The sequence below is a fragment of the Nonomuraea sp. NPDC001684 genome (assembly GCF_053596515.1).
Map to the genome: position 1 here is coordinate 1 of NZ_JBSFGJ010000079.1, position 22374 is coordinate 22374.

The 22374-nt window shown below is 71.1% G+C and carries 12 protein-coding genes; 9 read left to right on the top strand and 3 right to left on the bottom strand.

Annotation, left to right across the window (positions count from 1 at the left end; all coding sequences use genetic code 11):
- Positions 1-68: 68 nt before the first annotated feature.
- Together ACWCSD_RS17280 and glgP are read right to left on the bottom strand one after the other, a co-directional pair.
- The gene (locus tag ACWCSD_RS17280; RefSeq protein ID WP_364330608.1) at positions 69-965 is read right to left on the bottom strand and encodes a MurR/RpiR family transcriptional regulator; all 897 of its coding nucleotides are present in this window, start codon (positions 963-965) and stop codon (positions 69-71) included.
- Positions 966-1015: 50 nt separating this feature from the next.
- Entirely contained in the window at positions 1016-3595 is a 2580-nt protein-coding gene (gene glgP, locus ACWCSD_RS17285) for an alpha-glucan family phosphorylase (RefSeq protein ID WP_397164514.1), read from the bottom strand.
- 293 nt (positions 3596-3888) lie between these two features.
- Between glgP and ACWCSD_RS17290 the strand changes: the two genes are divergently transcribed.
- The 3 genes from ACWCSD_RS17290 to ACWCSD_RS17300 all read left to right on the top strand — a co-directional run bounded on the left by ACWCSD_RS17290 (position 3889) and on the right by ACWCSD_RS17300 (position 9098).
- Positions 3889-5991: an alpha-1,4-glucan--maltose-1-phosphate maltosyltransferase gene (locus ACWCSD_RS17290; RefSeq protein ID WP_397164512.1), complete on the top strand. Its 2103-nt coding sequence runs from the start codon at positions 3889-3891 to the stop codon at positions 5989-5991.
- A gap of 71 nt (positions 5992-6062) precedes the next feature.
- Positions 6063-7763, top strand: coding sequence for a maltose alpha-D-glucosyltransferase (gene treS / locus ACWCSD_RS17295; RefSeq protein ID WP_352322061.1), 1701 nt, complete (start codon positions 6063-6065; stop codon positions 7761-7763).
- A gap of 3 nt (positions 7764-7766) precedes the next feature.
- Entirely contained in the window at positions 7767-9098 is a 1332-nt protein-coding gene (locus tag ACWCSD_RS17300; RefSeq protein WP_449915962.1) for a maltokinase N-terminal cap-like domain-containing protein, read from the top strand.
- A 31-nt stretch (positions 9099-9129) separates the two neighbouring features.
- Here the strand turns inward: ACWCSD_RS17300 and ACWCSD_RS17305 are convergent, their stop codons facing one another.
- The gene (locus tag ACWCSD_RS17305) at positions 9130-9984 is read right to left on the bottom strand and encodes an NAD(P)-dependent oxidoreductase (RefSeq protein ID WP_449915965.1); all 855 of its coding nucleotides are present in this window, start codon (positions 9982-9984) and stop codon (positions 9130-9132) included.
- Positions 9985-10058: 74 nt separating this feature from the next.
- Here ACWCSD_RS17305 and ACWCSD_RS17310 point away from each other — a divergent pair, with 74 nt between their 5' ends.
- From ACWCSD_RS17310 to sppA, 6 genes are all read left to right on the top strand, one after another.
- The gene (locus tag ACWCSD_RS17310; protein WP_449915967.1) at positions 10059-13166 is read left to right on the top strand and encodes a BTAD domain-containing putative transcriptional regulator; all 3108 of its coding nucleotides are present in this window, start codon (positions 10059-10061) and stop codon (positions 13164-13166) included.
- Positions 13167-13335: 169 nt separating this feature from the next.
- Positions 13336-15531 carry a 1,4-alpha-glucan branching protein GlgB gene (glgB, locus tag ACWCSD_RS17315; protein ID WP_449915970.1) on the top strand — a complete coding sequence of 732 codons (2196 nt, stop codon included), beginning with the start codon at positions 13336-13338 and terminating at the stop codon, positions 15529-15531.
- A 97-nt stretch (positions 15532-15628) separates the two neighbouring features.
- On the top strand, positions 15629-17518 hold the full coding sequence (locus ACWCSD_RS17320; protein WP_449915973.1) for a S8 family peptidase: 1890 nt from the start codon (positions 15629-15631) through the stop codon (positions 17516-17518).
- A gap of 164 nt (positions 17519-17682) precedes the next feature.
- On the top strand, positions 17683-19062 hold the full coding sequence (locus ACWCSD_RS17325; protein WP_449915975.1) for a S8 family peptidase: 1380 nt from the start codon (positions 17683-17685) through the stop codon (positions 19060-19062).
- Between the two features lie 162 nt (positions 19063-19224).
- Positions 19225-20574: a S8 family peptidase gene (locus ACWCSD_RS17330; protein ID WP_449915990.1), complete on the top strand. Its 1350-nt coding sequence runs from the start codon at positions 19225-19227 to the stop codon at positions 20572-20574.
- Between the two features lie 98 nt (positions 20575-20672).
- On the top strand, positions 20673-22370 hold the full coding sequence (gene sppA, locus ACWCSD_RS17335; RefSeq protein ID WP_397164501.1) for a signal peptide peptidase SppA: 1698 nt from the start codon (positions 20673-20675) through the stop codon (positions 22368-22370).
- Positions 22371-22374 lie beyond the last annotated feature (4 nt).

The window sequence follows — 22374 nt, forward strand, 5'->3', positions numbered from 1 at the left end:
CGACCACACGGTGGTCAAGGGCAAGACGAAGTACCTGGAGATCCAGTTCGGCCACCGCGTGATGTACGTCAAGGCTGACGACGTGCAGGTGTCGTTCTCCGGGTGAACTCCTTGACGGCGCGCCTGGTGCTCGCGAGCGCCTCCTGAGAGGAGTCGAACGTGCGCTGGGCGACGCCGACGAACACGCAGTCGACGACGAGGAGCTGGCTGATCCTGCTGGCCAGGGCGCCGGGACGGAACTCCGTCTCGCGCCCGGCCGAGATCAGCACGTGCTCGGCCAGCTCCGCGATCGTCGAGCGCGGGTTGTTGGTGACGGCCACCGTGGTGGCCCCCGCCTCGCCCGCCCGGCGCAGCGGCTCGATCACGTCGGGGGTCTCCCCCGAGGTGCTGATGCCGATCGCCACGTCGCCCGCCTTCAGCAGGACGGCGCTGGTCAGGGCCAGGTGGGCGTCCTGGAAGGCGTGGCTGGACAGGCCGATGCGCAGCAGCTTCTGGGCGACGTCCTCGGCGACTAATCCCGAGGCGCCCACGCCGTAGGCGTCGATGCGCCTGGCCCCCACGATCGCGTCGACGACCAGGCCCAGGCGCTCGCTGGTGAGCTGGGCGACGGTGTCGTTGATGGCCTCCGACTCGGCCCTGGCCACCTTCTGGATGACCTCCGACAGCGGGTCGTCGGGCGCCAGGTCGCCGGGCACGAGCCGGTCGGGCTGCGCGGCCGCCGCCGCCAGAGCCAGCCTGAGCTGGGGATATCCGGCGAAGCCGAGCAGCCGCGCGGTGCGCACGATGGTCGCCTCGCTGGTGCCGGAGGCGGCCGACAGCTCCGTGATGGTGCTGCGCGCGACCGTCGCCGGATCCTCCAGGATGAGCCGGGCGACGGTCTGCGCGGCAGGCGTCAGGGACGGCAGGACACCGCGGACCGTGGCCACCAGATTGTCGGCCCGCAGGCCGTTCCCGCTGTCGTCCACGGTCCTGATTATGCACCGCCCGACCACCGGGCCGACCTCGTCCGGATATATCAGCGCAAGGTACCGTTCGTCATTCCCACCGGCTCCTCCGGGACGGCGATCAGCCCCAGTTCCGCCGGAGTGGCAGCGAACGGGTGATGCGGGACAACCCGGACGGTGTATCCGAAGGCCCCCGTACGGTCGAGCGGCACCCGGCCCGTGAAGTGGGCGTGGCCGTCGTCCTCCAGCGACTCCAGGGCCAGCCGCGCGTACCGCGGCCGGACCAGCTCGTCGTGCGGCCCGACCTTGCCGTACGCGGCCTCGACCAGCACGTCCCCCGGCTCCAGGTCGCCGAGCGCGATCGTGGCCCGCAGCTCGACCGAGGCGCCCACCTCCGGGGCGTCGCCCACGCCGGACGCCTCGACGTGCTCGACCCGCACACCCGGCCAGGCCCGCGTGACGCGCACCCGCCAGGCCGCGAACGCCCTGGCCGCGGCGTAGGAGTCGGCCGACAGCGCGCGGGCCGACTTGGCGGCCGGGGTGTAGAGGTCGACGACGTAGTCGCGGAGCATGCGTCCGGCCAGCACCTTGGGCCCGAGCGAGGCCAGGGTGTGCTTGACCATCTCCATCCACCTGCGCGGCAGCTCGTCGAACGGCCGGTCGTAGAAGCGGTCGGACACCTCGTGCTCGATCAGGTCGTACAGGGCGCCGGCCTCCAGCTCGTCGCGCCGGTCGGGGTCGCTGACGCCGTCGGCGGTGGGGATGGCCCAGCCGTTGGTGCCGTCGTACCACTCGTCCCACCAGCCGTCGCGGATCGACAGGTTGAGCCCGCCGTTCAGCGCCGACTTCATGCCCGAGGTGCCGGACGCCTCCAGCGGCCGCAGCGGGTTGTTCAGCCACACGTCGCAGCCCTGGACCATGAGCTGGCCGAGCGTCATGTCGTAGTCGGGCAGGAAGACGATGCGATGGCGCACGTTGTGCTGGTCGGCGAACTTGACGATCTGCTGGATCAGCTTCTTGCCGCCCTCGTCGGCCGGATGCGCCTTGCCGGCGATCACGATCTGCACCGGCTTGTCCGGGTCGAGCAGCAACCGGGCCAGCCGCCTGGGATCGCGCAGCATGAGCGTGAGCCGCTTGTAGGACGGCACCCGCCGGGCGAAGCCGATCGTCAGCACGTCGGGGTCGAGCGCCTCGTCGATCCAGCCCAGCTCGGCGACCGAGGCGCCGCGCTCGCGCCACGACCTGCGCAGCCGCTCGCGCGCGCCCTCGACCAGCCGCCTGCGCAGCTTGCCGCGGATCTCCCAGATCTCCCGGTCGGAGATCTTCTGGATGCCCTCCCAGCCGCGGGCTCGCTCGATCAGCGAGGGCAGCTCGCGGCCCGCCAGCTCCATGAACTCGCGCCCGACCCACGTGGGCGCGTGCACGCCGTTGGTGATCGAGCCGATCGGCACCTCGTCGAGGTCGAAGCCGGGCCACAGGTCCTTGAACATCTCCCGGCTGACCGCGCCGTGCAGCTCGGAGACGCCGTTGACGCGCTGGGCCAGGCGCATGCCCATGACGGCCATGTTGAAGCGGCCGGGCTCGGCCTCGGCGCCCAGGGCCAGGATGCGCTCGACGGGCACGGTCGGCCAGGCGGAGTCGCCGCCGAAGTGGCGTTCGATCAGGTCGCAGGGGAACCGGTCGATGCCGGCGGGCACCGGCGTGTGCGTGGTGAACACCGTGCCGGCGCGGACGGCCTCCAGGGCCTCGTCGAACGACATGCGCGACTCGGTCAGCTCGCGGATGCGCTCCAGGCCGAGGAAGCCGGCGTGGCCCTCGTTGGTGTGGAAGACCTCGGGCTCGGCGTGGCCGGTGATGCGGCAGTAGGCCCTGATGGCGCGTACGCCGCCCACGCCCAGCAGCAGCTCCTGCATGAGCCGGTGGTCGGTGCCGCCGCCGTAGAGGCGGTCGGTGACGTCGCGGGCGGCGGTGTCGTTGTCGGCCACGTCGGAGTCGAGCAGCAGCAGCGGCACCCGGCCCACCTGCGCCACCCAGACCTGGGCGTGCAGGACGCGGCCCTCGGGCAGGCCGAGACGGATCTTGACGGGTTCGTCGCCGTCCTTCAGCAGGGTCAGCGGCAGCCCGCCGGCGTCGAGCGCCGGATAGTGCTCAAGCTGCCAGCCCTCGGGCGACAGGGACTGGGTGAAGTAGCCGTGGCGATAGAGCAGGCCGACCGCGAGGATCGGCACGCCCAGGTCGCTGGCCGCCTTGAGGTGGTCGCCGGCGAGGATGCCGAGACCGCCCGAGTACTGGGGCATCGCGGCGGCGATGCCGTACTCGGGGGAGAAGTAGGCGATGGCGCGTGCGACGTCGGGCAGCGTCTGGTACCAGCGCGGCGACGTCATGTATTCGCGCAGGTCGTCAGCTGCGTCGGCGAGGCGGCGGAGGAAACGGCGGTCGGCGGCCAGCTCGTTGAGCCGGGCCGGTGTGACGGCGCCGAGCAGGGCCACGGGATCGTGCCCGACCTGTTCCCACAGGGCCGCGTCGACCTCGGCGAAGAGGTCGAGCGTCTCCGGGTGCCAGGACCAGCGGAGATTGTGCACGAGCTCGCCCAGGGCGACCAGCTCCGTGGGCAGGACGGTGCGGACGGTAAACCGGCGGATAGCTCTCACGTTTCTGCACCCTACGGGCTAGGAGGGACCTCTCAGTCCTTCACCCCCAAGAAGCCCCTTCAAACCCCAGCCCGGAACAAGCATGAAGCCGGACGATTGGGGCAACTTTCCTCTTTGTTGGCTCTCCCGGGAACACACTCGGGAGGTCTATCCGCTGCTGTCCAGTATTTACGTGCAAGGATCGTTACTGCCGGGGTAGGCCGTATCCAGCGGTCCCACGCGGTTGCGGAATCTTGCACATACGGAAAGCCTCCGGCGGCGCCGAGCGCGCCGTCGCAAACCCTGCGAATGCGATGATCGGACGAATTCCCATCACGGACATCTCCCCCGTCGTCGACTGCGGGCAGTGGCCCGCCAAGGCGGTCGCCGGCGAGACCTTCCAGGTCTCGGCGACCGTCTTCCGAGAGGGCCACGACGCCGTGGCCGCGGGCGTGGTGCTCACCTCGCCCGACGGACAGCGTGGCCGCCTGAAACCCATGCGCGAGCTGGCCCCCGGCACCGACCGCTGGGGCGTCGACGTGTGCCTGCCGGCCGAGGGCGACTGGATGTTCCGCGTGGAGGCGTGGAGCGATCCGATCGCGACCTGGCTGCACGACGCCGAGATCAAGATCCCGCGTGGGCTCGACACCGACCTCATGTGCGAGGAGGGGGCCCGGCTGTTCGAGCGGGCCGCCAAGGCCGTCCGCACGGCCGAGTGTCCCGCGCCCGGCGGCCAGGGCGGCCCCGGCAACGGGCACTCCAGGAACGGCATGGGCAACAGCAAGGGCAACGGCAACGGCGACAGCGCGTGCGGGCACCGGGCGGCGCTGCTGTCGGTGTCGGCCACGCTGCGGGACGAGGATCTCGATCCGCGCGCCCGGCTGTCCATCGCCCAGCTCCCCGAGACGGCCGCGCTGCTGGCGGCGCATCCGTTCCGCGAGCTGGTGACCAGGGCCAAGCCGTACAAGGTCAGGGTCGACCGGCGCAGGGCGCTCTACGGCTCCTGGTACGAGTTCTTCCCCAGGTCCGAGGGCGCGGTCGTCACCGAGTCCGGCGTCTCCAGGTCGGGCACCTTCGAGACCGCGGCCAAGCGGCTGCCCGCCATCGCCAAGATGGGCTTCGACGTCGTCTACCTGCCGCCGATCCATCCCATCGGCCAGACCTTCCGCAAGGGCCGCAACAACACGCTGAGCCCCGAGCCCGACGAGCCCGGCTCGCCGTGGGCCATCGGCTCGGAGGACGGCGGCCACGACGCCGTCCATCCCGATCTGGGCACCCTTGAGGACTTCGACGAGTTCGTCAGCCGCACCCGCGCCCTGGGCATGGAGGTCGCGCTCGACTTCGCCCTGCAGTGCTCCCCCGACCACCCGTGGGTCAAGGAGCACCCGGAGTGGTTCACCATCCGGGCGGACGGCACGATCGCCTACGCCGAGAACCCGCCGAAGAAGTACCAGGACATCTACCCGATCAACTTCGACAGGGACCCCGAGGGCATCTTCGCCGAGGTCCGGCGGGTGCTGCGGCACTGGATGGACCACGGCGTGCGGATCTTCCGGGTGGACAACCCGCACACCAAGCCGGTGGCGTTCTGGGAGCGCCTGCTGGCCGACATCCACGCGACCGACCCGGACGTGGTGTTCCTGGCCGAGGCGTTCACCCGGCCCGCGATGCTCCAGACGCTCGCCAAGGCCGGGTTCCACCAGTCGTACACGTATTACACGTGGAAGAACTCCAAGTTCGACGTCGAGACCTACCTCTCCGAGCTCGCGCACGAGACGTCCGCGTTCCTGCGGCCGAACCTGTTCGTCAACACCCCGGACATCCTGCACGAGTACCTGCAGCACGGCGGCGTGCCGGCGTTCCGGATCAGGGCCGTGCTGGCCGCTCTCACGTCGCCGACCTGGGGGGTGTACTCCGGGTACGAGCTCGCCGAGAACGTTCCGGTGCGCCCAGGCAGTGAGGAATACCTTGATAGTGAGAAATATCAGTACAAGCCACGCGACTGGGCGGCAGCCGAACGCGAAGGAAGGACCCTCGCCCCGCTCATCACCCATCTGAATTTGTTCCGAAGAGCGCATCCGGCGCTGCAGGAATTGCGTAACCTACGGTTCCACAGGGTCGACCATCCGGACATCGTCTGCTTCTCCAAACGGCTTCCGGGCGCCTATGACACGGCCACACGAAGGCACGGGCTGGGCGACGTCGTTCTGGCGGTTGTCAATCTGGATCCTCACCACACCCACGAGGCGACGGTAGATCTCGACCTGCCCGCCATCGGTCTCGACTGGAACGCCGAGTTCGTCGTGGACGACGAGCTGTCGGGCGAGTCCTACCGCTGGAGGCAGAGCAACTATGTGCGTCTCGACCCTCACATCCAGCCTGCCCACATTCTCACCGTACGAGCCGCGCCACGGTAGAACAGAATTCAGCGGGGAGTCTTCAACGTGTGTGAAAGCGCCCTCCTCATGAGCCCCCTCTGGGGGAGTCCATGAGCTCCACACCCATTCCCAACACCTTCGACGAGGAGAAGCCGCGCGATCCTTACTGGTACAAGCGCGCCGTCTTCTACGAGGTTCTGATCAGGGGATTCGCCGACTCCAACGGCGACGGGACCGGGGACATCAAAGGCCTGATCAGCAAGCTCGACTACCTGCAGTGGCTGGGCGTCGACTGCCTCTGGCTGCTGCCCCTGTACGAGTCGCCGCTGCGTGACGGCGGCTACGACATCGCCGACTTCATGAAGATCCTGCCCGAGTTCGGGGATCTGGGAGACTTCGTGAAGCTGGTCGACGAGGCGCACAAACGCGGCATGCGGGTGATCGCCGACCTCGTCATGAACCACACCAGCGACGCCCATCCCTGGTTCCAGGCCTCCAGGCACGACCCGGAAGGCCCGTTCGGCGACTTCTACGTCTGGTCGGACACCGATGAGAAGTACCAGGACGCCCGGATCATCTTCATCGACACCGAGACGTCCAACTGGACCTACGACCCGGTGCGCGGCCAGTACTACTGGCACCGCTTCTTCCACCACCAGCCCGACCTCAACTACGAGAACCCGGACGTGCAGGAGGCCATGCTGGAGGTGCTGCGGTTCTGGCTGGACCTCGGCATCGACGGCTTCCGCCTGGACGCGGTGCCCTACCTCTTCGAGGAGGAGGGCACGAACTGCGAGAACCTGCCCAGGACGCACGAATACCTCAAGAGCATCAGGCGCGAGGTCGACCGGCTCTTCCCGGACCGGGTGCTGCTCGCCGAGGCGAATCAGTGGCCTTCGGACGTGGTGGAATATTTCGGCGATCCGGTAGGCGGCGGGGACGAATGCCACATGGCCTTCCATTTCCCGCTCATGCCCCGCATTTTCATGGCGGTCCGCCGAGAGTCCCGCTACCCAATTTCCGAAATTTTGGCACAAACGCCGAAAATTCCGGAACATTGCCAGTGGGGGATTTTCCTGCGGAACCATGATGAGCTGACGCTCGAAATGGTGACCGACGAAGAACGCGACTACATGTACACGGAGTACGCCAAAGATCCGCGTATGCGGGCGAATGTCGGCATCCGCCGGCGGCTGGCTCCCCTGCTGGAGAACGACCGCAACCAGATCGAGCTGTTCACCGCGCTGCTCCTGTCGCTGCCGGGCTCTCCCGTGCTCTACTACGGCGACGAGATCGGCATGGGCGACAACATCTGGCTCGGCGACCGCGACGGCGTCCGTACCCCGATGCAGTGGGACCCCGACCGCAACGCCGGGTTCTCCGACTGCGACCCCGGGCGGCTCTACCTGCCCGTGATCATGGACCCGATCTACGGCTACCAGGCGATCAACGTCGAGGCCCACCAGAAGAACGCGGGCTCGCTGCTCCACTGGACCAAGCGGATGATCGAGATCCGCAAACGTCACCCCGTCTTCGGGCTCGGCGAGTTCGCCGAGCTCAACTCCTCCAACCCCAGCGTGCTCGCGTTCGTCCGGGAGCTGGGCGACGACCGGATGTTGTGCGTCAACAACCTGTCGCGCTTCCCGCAACCGGTCGAGCTTGACCTGCGCAGATTCGTCGGCGTCTCCCCCGTGGAAACCATGGGAGGGGTCCCATTCCCGGCAATTGGCGAACTACCGTATCTTTTGACGCTTCCCGGGCATGGGTTCTATTGGTTCACACTCCCACCGGCACACACCCAGGAGGAGTAGGGCGTGATAGAGGAGCTCCTTGCCGCATGGATCGGCCGCCAACGATGGTTCGGCGGCAAGGGGCGCCCGATCGACGATCTGTCGATCGAGTCGGACGTCCTGCTGAGGCCAGGGCTCCGGCACGTGATCGTGGCCGTCTGGCAGGAGGGCGCGCGGGACCGGTACCAGATCTTCCTGGGCGAGCGGCACGACCTGCCCGACCGGCTCAACCACGCCCTCGTCGGCAGCCTCGGCGACGCCTACTTCTATGACGCCGTCCATGACGCCGACGCCATGAGCTGGCTGCTGGAGGGCATGGCGGGCGACGAGACCCGCAGCGGGCTGCGCATGCGGCACGCGCCCGGCGTCGTCATCGACACCTCCCAGCGCAGCCTGGTGCTGGGGGCCGAGCAGTCGAACACCTCGCTCGTGTACGGCGACTCCTACATCTGCAAGCTGTTCCGCCGGCTCGTCCCTGGCGTCAATCCGGAGCTGGAGATCATCAGCGCCCTGGCCGTCCGGAGCGCGCCGAACATCGCCCAGCCGTACGGCTGGATCGAGGCCGACGTGGACGGCACGGACACCACGCTCGCCTTCATGCAGGAGTACCTGTCCAACGCCAACGACGGCTGGGATCTTGCGCTGACCAGCGTCCGCGACCTGTACGCCTCGCTGCCGGGGGTCACCGCCGCCGAGGCGGGCGGCGACTTCGCCGCCGAGTCCGTACGGCTGGGCATCGCCACCGCCCGCGTCCACCACGAGCTGGCCGCGGCGTTCCCCACGGACCTGGTCGAGATTCCCGAGGTCAAACGCATGGCCGAGGGGTTCCGGCGACAGCTCGGGCGGGCCATGGCCGAGGTGCCCGAGCTGCGGCGGCACGTGGCGGCCCTGGAGGACGCCTACCACCAGGTGGAACTGCTCACCAGAGAAGTGCCCGTGCAGCGTGTTCACGGGGATTACCACCTGGGCCAGGTGATGCGCACGCCCACCGACTGGGTGGTGCTCGACTTCGAGGGCGAGCCGGGGCAACCGCTGGCCGAGCGCCGGGCGTTGTCGTCGCCGCTGCGCGACGTGGCCGGGATGCTGCGCTCGTTCGACTACGCGGCCAGGCACCTGCTGGCCGACCACCCGCAGGCCGCCGAACTCCAGCCCCGGGCCGAGGCCTGGGCCGACCGCAACCGCACCGCCTTCCTGGACGGCTACCGCGAGGGCGGCGGCATGATCACGGTCGGGGACGCGGCGCTGCTGCGGGCGTTCGAGCTGTCCAAGGCGGTGTACGAGGTGGTCTACGAGGCCCGCAACCGCCCGTCGTGGGTCTCCATCCCGCTGGCCGCCTTCCACCCCCGCCCCGCCTGACCGGCGGACCCCGCCGCGGGCGGCCCGGGGGTCAGTGCAGCTCTTCGACCAGGCCGGGCAGGCCCTCGGCGCCGTGGCCGCGGGCGGTGCGCTGGTCGATGATCGCCTTCAGCGGCAGCAGGAGGTCGGGCTTGACCTGCTGCTCACGGAAGGCGCGCACCAGGTTCTCCAGGCCGGACCTGTTGATCTCCAGGTTCGACACCGAGGTCGTGTAGTCGCGCGACTCGACGGACTTGACCCACTCCGGTTGCAGGGCGGCCATCGCGTTGAGCCACGGGACCAGGAGGGTGCTGGTGAAGTCGGTCAACGGGTAGCCGGCCGAGTCGACGAGCGCGGCCGCCTCCAGGAAGCCGGCGATCTGGCCGTACATGCCGGTGAGCATGGCCAGGTCGAGGAGCGGGGCCATCCCGGGGTCGGAGCCGACGAAACGCGGCTCGGCCATCGCGCGGAACGCGTCCTCGAAGCGGTCGAAGGCCGGCTGCGAACCGCTGTAGAGCACGAGCGCGCCGGGCCGGCCGATCATCTGGGGCACGGCCATGATGCCGCCGTCCACGTAGTCGCCGCCGCGTGCGGCCACCCATTCGGCCGCCTGCCTGGCCTCGACGGGCCGGCCGGTGGTCAGGTTCGCCACGACGCGGCCCGTCAGCGGGACGTCGGCCAGCAGCTCGTACACGGCCGGATAGTCGAGCACGCAGACGATCACCAGCGGGCTGGCCGCGACCGCCTCCGCCACCGTCCCGGCGCGGGTGGCGCCCCTGGCGACCAATGGCTCGGCCTTGTCCGCCGAACGGTTCCACACGGTGACGCGGTGACCGGCGTCCAGCAGGCTGCCGGCGAGCGCCGCGCCCATGAGGCCGAGACCGATGATGGAAATTTCTTCTGACATTTCGGGATTCCTTAGGTTCTGACGGATGTCTTCACCCTGCCCGCAGGGGGTTATGGTCTGATTCGGAGTTGCTTATGGGGGGTGGAGTGCGGTTCGGGGTGCTGGGGGCGCTCGCCGTGTGGGGGCCCGGCGGCGAGCCCGTCCAGGTGCTGGAGGTCAAGGTCCGGGCGCTGCTGGCCGACCTGCTGATCCACGCCGGGCGGCCGGTCTCCGCCGACCGGCTGATCGAGGACCTGTGGGGCGGCAGGCCGCCGGCGAACGCCCTGGCCGCGCTCCGGGTGAAGGTGTCGCAGCTGCGCCGGGTGCTGGGCGACCGCGAGCTGGTGGCGTACCGGGCGCCCGGGTACGTGCTGCGGGTCGAGCCCGAGGACGTGGACGCCGGACGGTTCGCCGCCCTCGTCGGGCAGGCGCAGCGCAGCGCCGACCCGCGGACCCGCACCGGGCTGCTGCGGCAGGCCCTCGACCTCTGGCGAGGGGCCGCCTTCGCGGAGTTCGCCGACGAGGAGTTCGCCAGGGCGGCCGTGGCCAGGCTCGACGAGCAGCGGCTGGTGGCCGTGGAGGAGCTGGCCGAGGCGCGGCTCGGGCTGGGCGAGCACGGGCTGCTGGCGGCCGAGCTGACCGACCTGGTGGCCGAGCATCCGTTCCGCGAGCGGCTGCGGGCCGCGCACGTACGCGCCCTGTACCGGGCCGGACGGCAGGGCGAGGCGCTGGCCAGCTACGCCGACCTGCGGACGCGGCTGGCCGACGAGCTCGGGCTCGACCCCGGTCCCGAGCTGGTCGCGCTGCACCAGGCGATCCTTGAGCAGGACCCGGCGCTCGACGGACCGGAGCGACGGCGAACGAACCTGCCGGCGCCGCTCACCGGGCTCGTGGGCCGGGAGGAGGCGGTGGCGGAGGTGCGCGCCCTGCTGCGCGCGAACCGGCTGGTCACGCTGACGGGCCCTGGCGGCGTCGGCAAGACCCGCCTCGCGCTCGCCGCGGCCGACTCCCCCGGCCCGCCCGGCTTCGGCGGCGGGGTGTGGCTGGTGGAGCTGGCGGGACTGCGCGCCGGGGCGCCGGCGGTCGAGGTGGCCGAGGCGGTCGCGGCGGTGCTCGGCCTGCGCGACGACGTGGGCGGCGCGGCGCAGGACCTGACCGCCCGGCTGGCCGACGTCCTGGAGGGCACCCGGACGCTGCTCGTCCTGGACAACTGCGAACACGTCGTCGAGCAGGTCGCCGCGCTGGCCGGACGGCTGCTGCGGGCCGCTCCCGGGCTGCGCGTCCTGGCCACCAGCCAGGAGTCGCTGCGCGTCGAGGGCGAGGCGCTGTGGAGCGTGCCGCCCCTGGGACCGCAGGCGGCGGCGGAGCTGTTCGCCGCGCGCGCGGGCATCGAGCCGGACGCCGACGTCGCCGAGATCTGCGCCCGCCTGGACGGCATCCCGCTGGCCCTGGAGCTGGCCGCGACGCGGATGCGCACGCTCACCCCGCGCCAGCTCGCCGAACGGCTGGACGACCGGTTCCGGGTGCTCGCCTCCGGCCGCCGCGGCGCGCCCGCCCGGCAGCAGACGTTGCGCGCGGTGATCGACTGGAGCTGGGAGCTGCTGGGCGAGGACGAGCGCGTCGTGCTGCGGCGGCTGGCCGTGCACGCCGACGGATGCACGCTGGAGGCGGCCGAGGAGGTCTGCGCCGAGCCGGGCGTGGACGTCCTGGACGCGGTGGCCAGGCTGGTGGACCGCTCGCTGGTGGTGCGGGCGTGGGGTGACGGGGAGCCGCGGTTCCGGCTGCTGGAGTCGGTGGCGGCGTACTGCGTGGAGCGACTGGAGGCGGCCGGCGAGCCGGCGGAGGTGCGGCTCCGGCACGTGCGCCACTACACGGACCTGGCCGAGCGGGCGGAGCCGTACCTGCGGGGGCACGGGCAGCGGCGCGCGCTCGCCCGGCTCGACGCCGAGGGCGGCAATCTGCGCGCGGCGCTGGAGACGGCGGTGCGGCTCGGCGCGGCGGCCGAGGCGCTGCGGCTGGTGAACGCCCTGGCCTGGTACTGGGTGCTGCGCGGCCGGCTGGGCGAGGGCAAGCGGGCGCTGGAGGCGGCGCTGTCGATCGCGGCGGACGACGATCCGGGCGCCCCCCAGGCCAGGGCGTGGCTGGCGGGTATGCGGCTGCTGGTGGGGCAGCCGCCGGGCCCTGACGTGACGGAACTGTTCACGGCGGTCGAGGACGCCAGGGAGCGGGCCAGGGCGCGATGGTTCGTCGGCTTCGCCCTGTTCGGGTACGACGATCTGTCGATCAGCGCCGGAATGATCGAGACGGCGTTGTCGGAGTTCGCCGAACTGGACGACGAGTGGGGCATGGCCGCCACCCTGACCGTCCGGGCCAGATGGGCGGGGATGCGCGGCGACCTGGCGGGCATGCGGCGCGACGGCGAGCGCGGCCTGGCGCTGTTCCGGCGGACCGGCGACCGCTGGGGCGAGCTGCGGGCGGCGGAGTGCCTGGGCAGCCACGCCGAGATCATCGGCGACTACGACCGCGCCGCGGAGCTGCGCGCGGAGGGCCTGCGCATGGCCGAGGAGCTGGGCCTGTGGAGCTCGGTCTCCGACGCGCTGTCCCGCCTGGGCCGGATCGCCATGCTGCGGGGCGACCACGCGGCCGCCGACGACCACCACGAGCGGGCCAGGCGGCTGGCGGTGTCGCAGTCGAACCGTCCGGCCGAGGAGTTCGCCGAGATCGGGCTGGCGCTCGGCGCGCGCCGCCAGGGACGGCTCGACGAGGCCGAGCGGCTGCTGCTGAGCTGGCTGGACTGGGTGCTGGACGTCTCCGGCGAGCCGGGCGCGGCGCTGATCCTGGCGGAGCTGGGGTTCGTGGCCGAGCTGCGCGGGGACGCGGCGGGCGCGCTGGAGTTCCAGCTTCGCGGGCTGGCCGCCGCCCGCAACGTGGGCGACCCGCGCGCGACCGCCCTCGGGCTGGAGGGGCTGGCGGGGGCGCGGGCGCTCGGCGGCCGATACGCGGAGGCGGCGCGGCTGCTCGGCAAGGCCGCCGCGCTCAGGGCGTCCGTCGGCGCGCCGCTGCCGGCGGGCGAGCGGGGCGACGTGGACCGGATCACGGCGGCCGTGACGGCGGGGCTGGGGGCGGCGGCGCTGGCGGCCGGTCTGGCCGAAGGGGCCGGCATGCCGGTGGACGACCTGCTGCCGGACACATCGGGCGCCTGATCGCCTTGTACAGGGCGGATCCGGCCACGACACGGCCAAGGATCATCCATGACGATCCCGCATACTTCTGCGATCATCCCGGGATTTTGCACATTCGGTGATTGTCGCCGTGAAAGCGGGCAGTGCCTGAGATGGACGGTCATCATAAGGCAGGGTTGGGAGCATGCCCATGAGGACAGAGCTCGACCGCCTCGCTGGCGGGGCGCACCACGATCCGCACTCCGTGCTCGGAGCACACCCGGTCCCGGGCGGCGTGGTGTTCCGCGCGCTGCGCCCGCTGGCCGAGCGGGTGCAGGTGGTGCTCGACGACGGCACGGCCCACGACATGAGACACCAGGCCCACGGCGTGTTCGAGGCCACGGTCGCCGGGCTGGACAAGGTGCCCGACTACACCCTGCGCGTCCGGTACGCCGGTGGGGAGCCGTACGAGGTCAAGGACCCGTACCGGCATTGGCCCACGCTGGGCGAGGTGGACCTGCACCTCATCGGCGAGGGGCGGCACGAGCGGCTGTGGGAGGTCCTGGGCGCCCGCGTGATGGAGCACCAGGACGTGCGGGGCACCGCGTTCGCCGTCTGGGCGCCGAACGCGCGCGGCATCAGGGTCGTCGGCGACTTCAACCACTGGGACGGCACCGCCTACCCGATGCGCTCGCTCGGCCGGTCGGGCGTGTGGGAGCTGTTCGTCCCGGGGCTGGAGGCCGGTGAGCGGTACAAGTTCCAGATCCTCGGCGCCGACGGGCTCTGGCGCGACAAGGCCGACCCCATGGCCCGGCGCACCGAGGTGCCCCCGATGACCGCGTCCGTGATCGACGAGTCCGCCTACACCTGGGCCGACGACGACTGGATGGCCGCGCGGCGCGAGCGGCCGGCGCAGCTCGGGCCGATGAGCGTCTACGAGGTGCACCTGGGCTCGTGGCGGCCGGGGCTGTCCTACCTGGAGCTGGCCGACCAGCTCTCCGAGTACGCGGCCGACATGGGGTTCACGCACGTCGAGCTGCTGCCGGTTGCCGAGCACCCGTTCGGCGGCTCGTGGGGCTACCAGGTGACGTCCTACTACGCGCCGACGGCCCGGTTCGGCACGCCCGACGAGTTCCGGCACTTCGTGGACCGCATGCACCAGCGCGGCATCGGCGTGCTGCTGGACTGGGTGCCGGCGCACTTCCCCATGGACGAGTGGGCCCTGGCCCGCTTCGACGGCACCCCGCTGTACGAGCACGCCGACCCGGCCAGGGGCGAGCACCCCGACTGGGGCACCTACGTCTTCGACTTCGGCCGCAGGGAGGTCAAGAACTTCCTGGTCGCGAACGCCCTCTACTGGCTGAAGGAGTTCCACGTCGACGGCCTGCGCGTGGACGCGGTCGCCTCGATGCTCTACCTCGACTACTCGCGCCGCGAGGGCGAGTGGACCCCCAACGTCTACGGCGGCCGGGAGAACCTCGACGCGGTCGAGTTCCTCAAGGAGATGAACTCCGTCTGCTACCGGGAGGCTCCGGGCATCTCGACCGTCGCCGAGGAGTCGACGGCCTGGCCGGGCGTCTCGCGGCCGGTGCACCTGGGCGGGCTCGGCTTCGGGTTCAAGTGGAACATGGGCTGGATGCACGACACGCTCGAATACCTGCGCCGCGAGCCGATCTTCCGCCAGTACCACCACCATCAGATGACGTTCTCCCTCATCTACGCCTATTCCGAGAACTACGTGCTGCCGCTGTCCCATGACGAGGTGGTGCACGGCAAGGGCTCGCTGCTCGGCAAGATGCCGGGGGACGAATGGCAGCGGTTCGCCCAGCTCAGGGCGTTGCTGGCGTTCATGTGGGCGCATCCGGGCAAGCAGCTGCTGTTCATGGGCGGCGAGTTCGGCCAGGGCTCGGAATGGTCGGAGGAGCGCGGGCTCGACTGGTGGGTGCTGGAGTTCGACGGGCACAAGGGCGTGCAGCGGCTCGTCCGCGACCTCAACAGGCTCTACAAGGAGACCCCGGCGCTGTGGGAGCAGGACGCCAAGCCGGAGGGGTTCCGCTGGATCGACGCCGACGACGCGTCGGGGAACACGTTCTCGTTCGTCCGGTACGCGGCCGACGGGTCGGCGGCGGCCTGCGTGGTCAACTTCAGCGGCGGGGCGCACGAGAGCTACCGGCTCGGACTGCCCTACGGCGGCCACTGGGCGGAGGTCGTCAACACCGACGCCTACGACTACTGGGGCAGCGGCGTGGGCAACATGGGCGGGGTCGAGGCGGAGGCCGAGCCGTGGCACGGGCTGCCGTTCTCCACGACGTTGCGGGTGCCGCCGCTCGGCGCGGTGTGGCTGACCAAGGAGGCGCCGACGGAGTCTTCGGAGTCTGCGGGGCCGTCGGGGTCGTTGAACGTTTGAGGTGCGTGCGCTGAAAGTTCGGTGAGAAACAGGGCCAGGCTCTGTGCTGGCGGGATAAATCGCCCTAAACTCCGAGATCATCCCCCTCGGAGGACGCGTGCGATTTCGCCCCCTGATCGTGTGCTCGATCGTGCTGGCCCTGTCATCGGCCTCCGTCCCGGCGTTCGCCGACGACCCCGCGGCGACGCCGACGCCGACGCCCTCCCAGAGCAAGCTGGAGGAGGGCCTCGCGCTCGACGGCGACACCACTCGCGCCATCGTGGAGCTGACCGACGCCGCGCAGCACGAGCCGGTGGCCGGCGTGGCGGCGGCCCAGAGCGTCGACGTGCTGCTGCAGCCGCAGAGCCAGTCGTTCATGGTGGTGGAGGGCACCGCCGAGGAGCTGGCGAAGCTGGCCGAGGACCCGCGCGTCACGTCCATCCACCGCGACCGGACGTACGCGCCGGCCGAGGTGGGGTCCAACATCACCCAGATCGGCGCGGACAAGGCCCACGAGAAGAACCTCACCGGGGCGGGCCAGAACATCGTCGTCCTGGACACCGGGATCGACCGCGACCACCCGTACTTCGGGGGCAGGCTCGTGGGCGAGGCGTGCTTCTCGGCCGTGGAGAGCGGCGTGGAGTCGCTGTGCCCGAACGGGCAGCCCCAGCAGACCGGCGAGGGCGCGGCCGACGCCACCACCGCCAAGTGCCTGTCCGGCGGCGTGAACCTGTGCGAGCACGGCACGCACGTCGCCGGCATCGCGGCGGGCAGCGGCGGCGTGGCCCCGGGCGCCGGGATCATCGCGGTGCAGGTGTTCAGCCGGGTGAACGACGAGGACATCTGCACGGGCGAGTCGTCGTGCCTGCTGGCCTTCGAGTCGTCGCTGCGGCTGGCCATGGACTACGTGGCCACGCTCACCCAGCCCGTCGCGGCGGTGAACCTGAGCCTGGGCGGCGCGTTGTCGGAGACCGACTGCGACGCCACCGAGGAGGGCGCGGTCTTCAAGCCGAAGATCGACGCCCTGCTGGCCAAGGGCATCGCGACCGTGGTCGCCGCCGGGAACGAGTTCTTCGAGGGCGCCTCCTACCCCGCGTGCGTCTCCTCGGCGGTCGCGGTCGGCGCGAACGACGGCGCCGACGCCATCGCCGACTTCTCCAACCGGGGCTCGCTGGTCGACTTCTTCGCCCCCGGCGTGGACATCCAGTCCTCGGTGCCGGACAACCAGATGGCCACGCACAGCGGCACGTCGATGGCGACGCCGCACGTCGCCGGCGCGCTGGCGCTGATGAAGGCCGCCTCGCCGCAGACGCCCGTCGCCGACCTGATCAACACGCTGAAGACCACGGGCCGGCCCTACCAGTACGAGGCCAACGGCGCCCAGGTCACCACCCCCCGCCTGGACGTGGGCGCCGCCCTGGCCGGCACCGGCACCCAGCCGCCGATCACGCAGTCGCCGACGACCGGCCCCACGGACGCCCCCGAGCCCGACCCCACGGACGGCAGCGGCCCGACGCCCCAGCCCGACCCCGACGACGGGCAGCCCGCGCCGGCCCCGACGTCCTCGGTCACGCCGGTCCCGCTGCCCACGGTCACGGTGACGGTGACCGTCACGCCGACCCCCGCCCCGTCGGCCGCCGCCGTCTGCACGCGCGGCACGGCCGGCGCCAGGATGACGGCCGGCAAGTGGGCCGTGGAGATCCACCGCAGCAGCGGGACGATCCCCGACAACACGCTGAACTGCTACCTGAAGCTGATCGGCAAGGCCAGCAAGGTGTTCCCCGAGCTGACCAAGGCGTCGTCGCTGGGCAAGGCGTACCGGGTGCTGAAGGGCACGAAGACGTCCCGCGACAAGCTGGACAGCGCGCTGCTGACGGCCTGGCTCAACTGGGCGCACGGCAGGAACGGCACCACCGTGCTGACCGCCGCCGAGAAGGTGCGGCTGAGCGGCGCGGCGTCGAAGGCGGCGCTGAGGAAGGCGACGAAGAACGTGCTCAAGTCGCTCTGAGTCAGCTTCACCGACGGAAGGGCCCGACCGGCCCTTCCGTCTTCCCCGCCGCATGGCAAAAACCCGCTCAGCTTTCACTGCTTTCACATAGGTCACCGACATCACACTTGTCACACCAGGGGATGGACACCTCACACCGGACGGTCTGACCCTCGGAGGACTAAGTGAGGCTACGGTCCCTGCTCGCCTGCGCTGCCGCGCTGGCCACGACATCAGCCGTGCTCTGCGCGGCGCCACCGCTGAGCGCCGACGCGCGTGACACCGGCGACCCGGTCATCAGCCCCGCCCTCGTCGCGGAGGTCCAGGCCAAGAGCAAGGTCCGGTCGATCATTCAGCTCAAGCCGGGGCAGAACGTGCAGGCCGTGGCCAAGGATCTCGAACAGGCCTCCGAGGGCAGCCGGGTGCTGGAGGCGGCGCAGTCGCCCCACTTCTTCGTCGCCGAGCTGGACGGCAAGACGCTGGCCCGGCTCAGGACGGACGACCGCGTCCAGGCCGTCTACAAGGACGAGCTGCGCCCGGCCGTCCTGGACAGGAGCACCCGGATCATCGGCTCCGACCGGGCCAACGCGGCCGGCTGGACGGGCCGGGGCTTCACGGTGGCCGTCCTGGACACGGGCATCGACCGCGACCACCCGTTCTTCGCCGGCCGGATCGTGGACGAGGCGTGCTTCTCCTCCTCCGACGCCAGTGACGGCTCGGTCTCGCTCTGCCCGAACAACCAGCCGAGCCAGACCGGCCCGGGGTCCGCGGACGCCGAGACCGCCCAGTGCGTCGTGAACGGCGTCAACGCCTGCTCGCACGGCACGCACGTCGCGGGCATCGCCGCGGGCCGGATGACGACCGGCGCGCCCTCCGACGGCGTCGCGCCCGCCGCGGGCATCCTGCCGATCCAGGTGTTCAGCCGCATCGACAGCGCGATGACGTGCGCGGTCATCGGCACCCAGGCGCCCTGTTTCCTCAGCTACACCTCCGACCAGAAGCTGGCGCTGGAGTACGTCGCGCGGGTGGCCGCGGCCCGGCGCGTCGCCGCGGCGAACCTGAGTCTGGGCGGCGGCGGGCCGTACCGCGAGAACTGCGACTCCGACCCGAGCGCGGCGAGCCTCAAGCCGGACTTCGACACGCTGATCTCTCTCGGGGTCGCGCCCGTGGTGGCGGCCGGCAACAACGGCTTCCCCGACGGCGTCTCGGCGCCCGCCTGCATCTCCTCCGCCGTCGCGGTGGGGGCCACCGACGACCGGGACGCGCCGGCCGACTTCTCCAACCGGGGCCCGCTGCTCGACCTGCTCGCGCCGGGCGTGGGCATCAGGTCGTCGGTGCCGGACGACACCTACGCCGACAAGAGCGGCACGTCGATGGCCGCGCCGCACGTGGCGGGGGCGTTCGCGCTGATGCGGCAGGCGTACCCGAACTTCACGGTGGCGCAGAGCCTGCAGCGGTTGCAGGCCACCGGCCGGAGCATCGGCTACGCCGCCGGCGGCGCCCAGGCGCGCACGGCCCGCATCGACGTGTTCAGCGCCACGGCCCCGAGCACTCCCAAAGCCTGACACCAGCACCCAGAACAGGGCCGGATCCGACGATCCGGCCCTTTCGCTTACCAGGACAAGAAGCGATAACAGAACACAAGCGCCTCTCTGACATCTCTTGTCCAATATCTACACTTCTTTACACAAACGCCCCCTGACCCCCCGGAGGATCAGTTGAGACTCATGTCTCTGCTGGCCGGTGCGATCACCCTCGCCGCCACCGCTGCGTCGCTGGTCGCCACCCCCGCCCTGGCCGACCCCGAGTCCAAGATCGACCCGGCCGTCACCTCGACGGGCGAGCACCGCGTCATCGTCCGCGTCCGCCAGCCCGCCCAGGTGCAGTCGGCCCTGGCCGGTGCGGAAGGGGTCAGGCAGGACAAGCGCAACGTCGTGGCCACGCCGCCCGCCGAGCTGGCCGGCAAGCTCGACTTCTTCGTCTACCGCGGCACCCGCGCCGAGCTGGAGAAGGTCGCCGAGCAGGCGGACGTCGTCTCGATCCGCAAGGACCGGCTCAACGAGCCCTCGCTGGCGCAGAGCGTGCCGCTGATCGGCGCCGACCGGGCGCATCGGCAGGGCTTCACCGGCAAGGGCACCGCCGTCGCGATCATCGACTCCGGCATCGACAACGACCACCCGGCCTTCGGCCGCCGCATCGCGGCGCAGGCGTGCTTCTCCGCCACCGACCCGGCCGACGGCTCGACGCCGCTGTGCCCCAACGGCAGCCAGTTCCAGATCGGCGACGGCGCGGCCAGCTCCGAGACCGAGGCGTGCCTGCGCAACGCCCCCCGGCCCGAGTACGGCCTGTGCTACCACGGCACCCACGTCGCGGGCATCACCGCGGGCCAGGCCACCAAGGAGTTCCCGAACCCCGGGGTCGCCCCCAAGGCCAAGATCATCGCGATCCAGGTCTTCAGCCGCTTCGACAACTCCCCCTACTGCGGCGCCGCGGCGTCCTGCGTGCTCGCCTACGACTCCTCGGTCCTGACCGGCATGGCGTACGCGAACGTGCTGGCCGACCAGTACGACATCGCCGCGGTCAACCTGAGCCTGGGCGGCGGCAAGTACGACGCCTACTGCGACGAGGGCGACGGCGCCGACTTCAAGGCCGAGGTGGACCAGCTCCAGGCCAAGGGCGTGGCCACCGTCGTGGCCGCGGGCAACAACGGCTTCGACGCCTCCGTCTCCTGGCCCGCCTGCGTCTCCAACGTCGTGACCGTGGGCGCCACCGACAAGCAGGACGCCGTGGCCTCCTTCTCCAACCGGGGCGCCATGCTCGACCTGTTCGCGCCCGGCGTCTCGATCACGGCCGCCATCAGCGGCAACGCCTACGCCACGCTGAACGGCACCTCGATGGCCGCCCCGCACGTCGCCGGCTCGTTCGCGCTGCTGCGGCAGAAGCGCGCGCACGCCACCTCCGACCAGCTCCTCGACGCGTTGCGGCGCACCGGCAAGCCGATCACGTACGCCAGCGCGGGAACCCAGCTCACCACCCCCCGCATCAACGTCTACGCCGCCCTGCACAGCCACCGCTGACCCGGTATCGGCCCAGGTTCCAGGCGGACGCCCCTACCCGGGCGGCCGCCTGGCCCTCTTCCGGGCCCGATACGAAATGTGTCGCTTAGGGTGGCTATATGGACGCAGGCAGGGCGATCTTCGAAACCGTCGACAAGCTTCGCCAGCGGCGCACCGGCCCGCTGGTCCTGGAGCTCGATCTCACCGAGGGCCTCACGGAAGGACCGCCGTCCGACCCGGTCGCCGCGGTGTTGTCCATGCGCAAGACCCGTCTGTCGGACGTGCTGTCCGGCCTCCGGCGGGCCGGCCGGGACTCCAGGGTCAAGGCGCTGGTGGTCAAGGTCGGCGGCAACCCCATGGGCCTGGCCATGGTCCAGGAGCTGCGCGAGGCCGTCACCCGCTTCCGCGCCTCCGGCAAGCTGACGGTGGCCTACGCCGAGACGTTCGGGGAGTTCAGCGGCGGCACGGTGCCCTACTACCTGGCCACCGCGTTCGAGCGGGTCTACCTCCAGCCCAGCGGCGACGTCGGGCTCACGGGGGTGGCGATGGAGCAGCGTTTCCTCAAGGGCGCGCTGACCAAGGTGGGCGTGGCGGTCGAGGCCGGGCAGCGGCACGAGTACAAGACCGCGGTCAACACCTTCACCCAGGACCACATGACCGAGCCCCACCGCGAGTCGATGACCCGCATCGTGGAGTCGGTCGCCGAGCAGCTCGTCCACGGCATCGCCGAGGGCCGCAGGCTCGACCCGGCCAAGGTGCGCGAACTGATCGACCGCGGCCCCTTCACCGCGTCCGAGGCGCAGGAGAGCGGCCTGGTGGACGCCCTCGCCTACCGCGACGAGGTGTACGACGAGGTCCGCCGGGCCACGGGCGGCGAGGCCCACCTGCTGTTCGTCTCCCGGTACGCCAGGAGCGCGGCGGTGCGGAAGCTGCCGCACCCCATGGCCGACGGCATCGCGCTCGTGCACGGCAGCGGGCAGATCAGGAGCGGCCGCAGCGGACGCAGCCCGCTCGGCGGGGGCGGCGCGATGGGCTCCGACACGATCAGCGCGGCGCTGCGCGCGGCCCGCCGGGACGAGCACGTCAAGGCCGTGGTCTTCCGCGTAGACAGCCCCGGCGGCTCGTACGTGGCCTCCGACACGGTGTGGCGGGAGGTGACGCTGACCCGCCGGGTGAAGCCGGTGATCGTCTCCATGGGCGACCTGGCCGCGTCCGGCGGATACTTCGTGTCCATGGGCGCCGACGTGATCGTGGCCCAGCCCGGCACCCTGACCGGCTCGATCGGCGTTTATGGCGGCAAGCCCGTCATGACTGACTTGCTCCAAAAAATCGGGATAAATACTGAACTGGTCGCCGACGGGGTCAACGCCGGCATGTTCTCCACCGCCCGCGGCTTCTCCCCCGAGCAGTGGGACCGGGTGAACGGGTGGCTCGACCGCATCTACGACGACTTCGTGGGCAAGGTCGCCGAGAGCCGCGGCCTGACCCGCGAGCGCGCCCACGAGCTGGCCAGAGGCCGGGTCTGGACCGGCGCGGACGCCCACGCCAACGGCCTGGTGGACGAGCTGGGCGGCCTTGAGCACGCCCTCGGCCTGGCCCGCGAGCGCGCCGGGCTCGCCGACGACGCCCCCGTGCGCGTCTATCCCAGGATCAACCCGCTGGAGCGGCTGCGGGGGCCGGAGTCCAGCGAGGACAAGTCCGCCGCCCTGGCCAGGATGCGGCTCGACGCCTGGGGGCCGCTGGCCCGCCTGTCGGCCGAGCTGGGCCTGCCCGCCACCGGTCCGCTCTCTTTGCCCGGTTGGTACGTCATCAGATAATTTG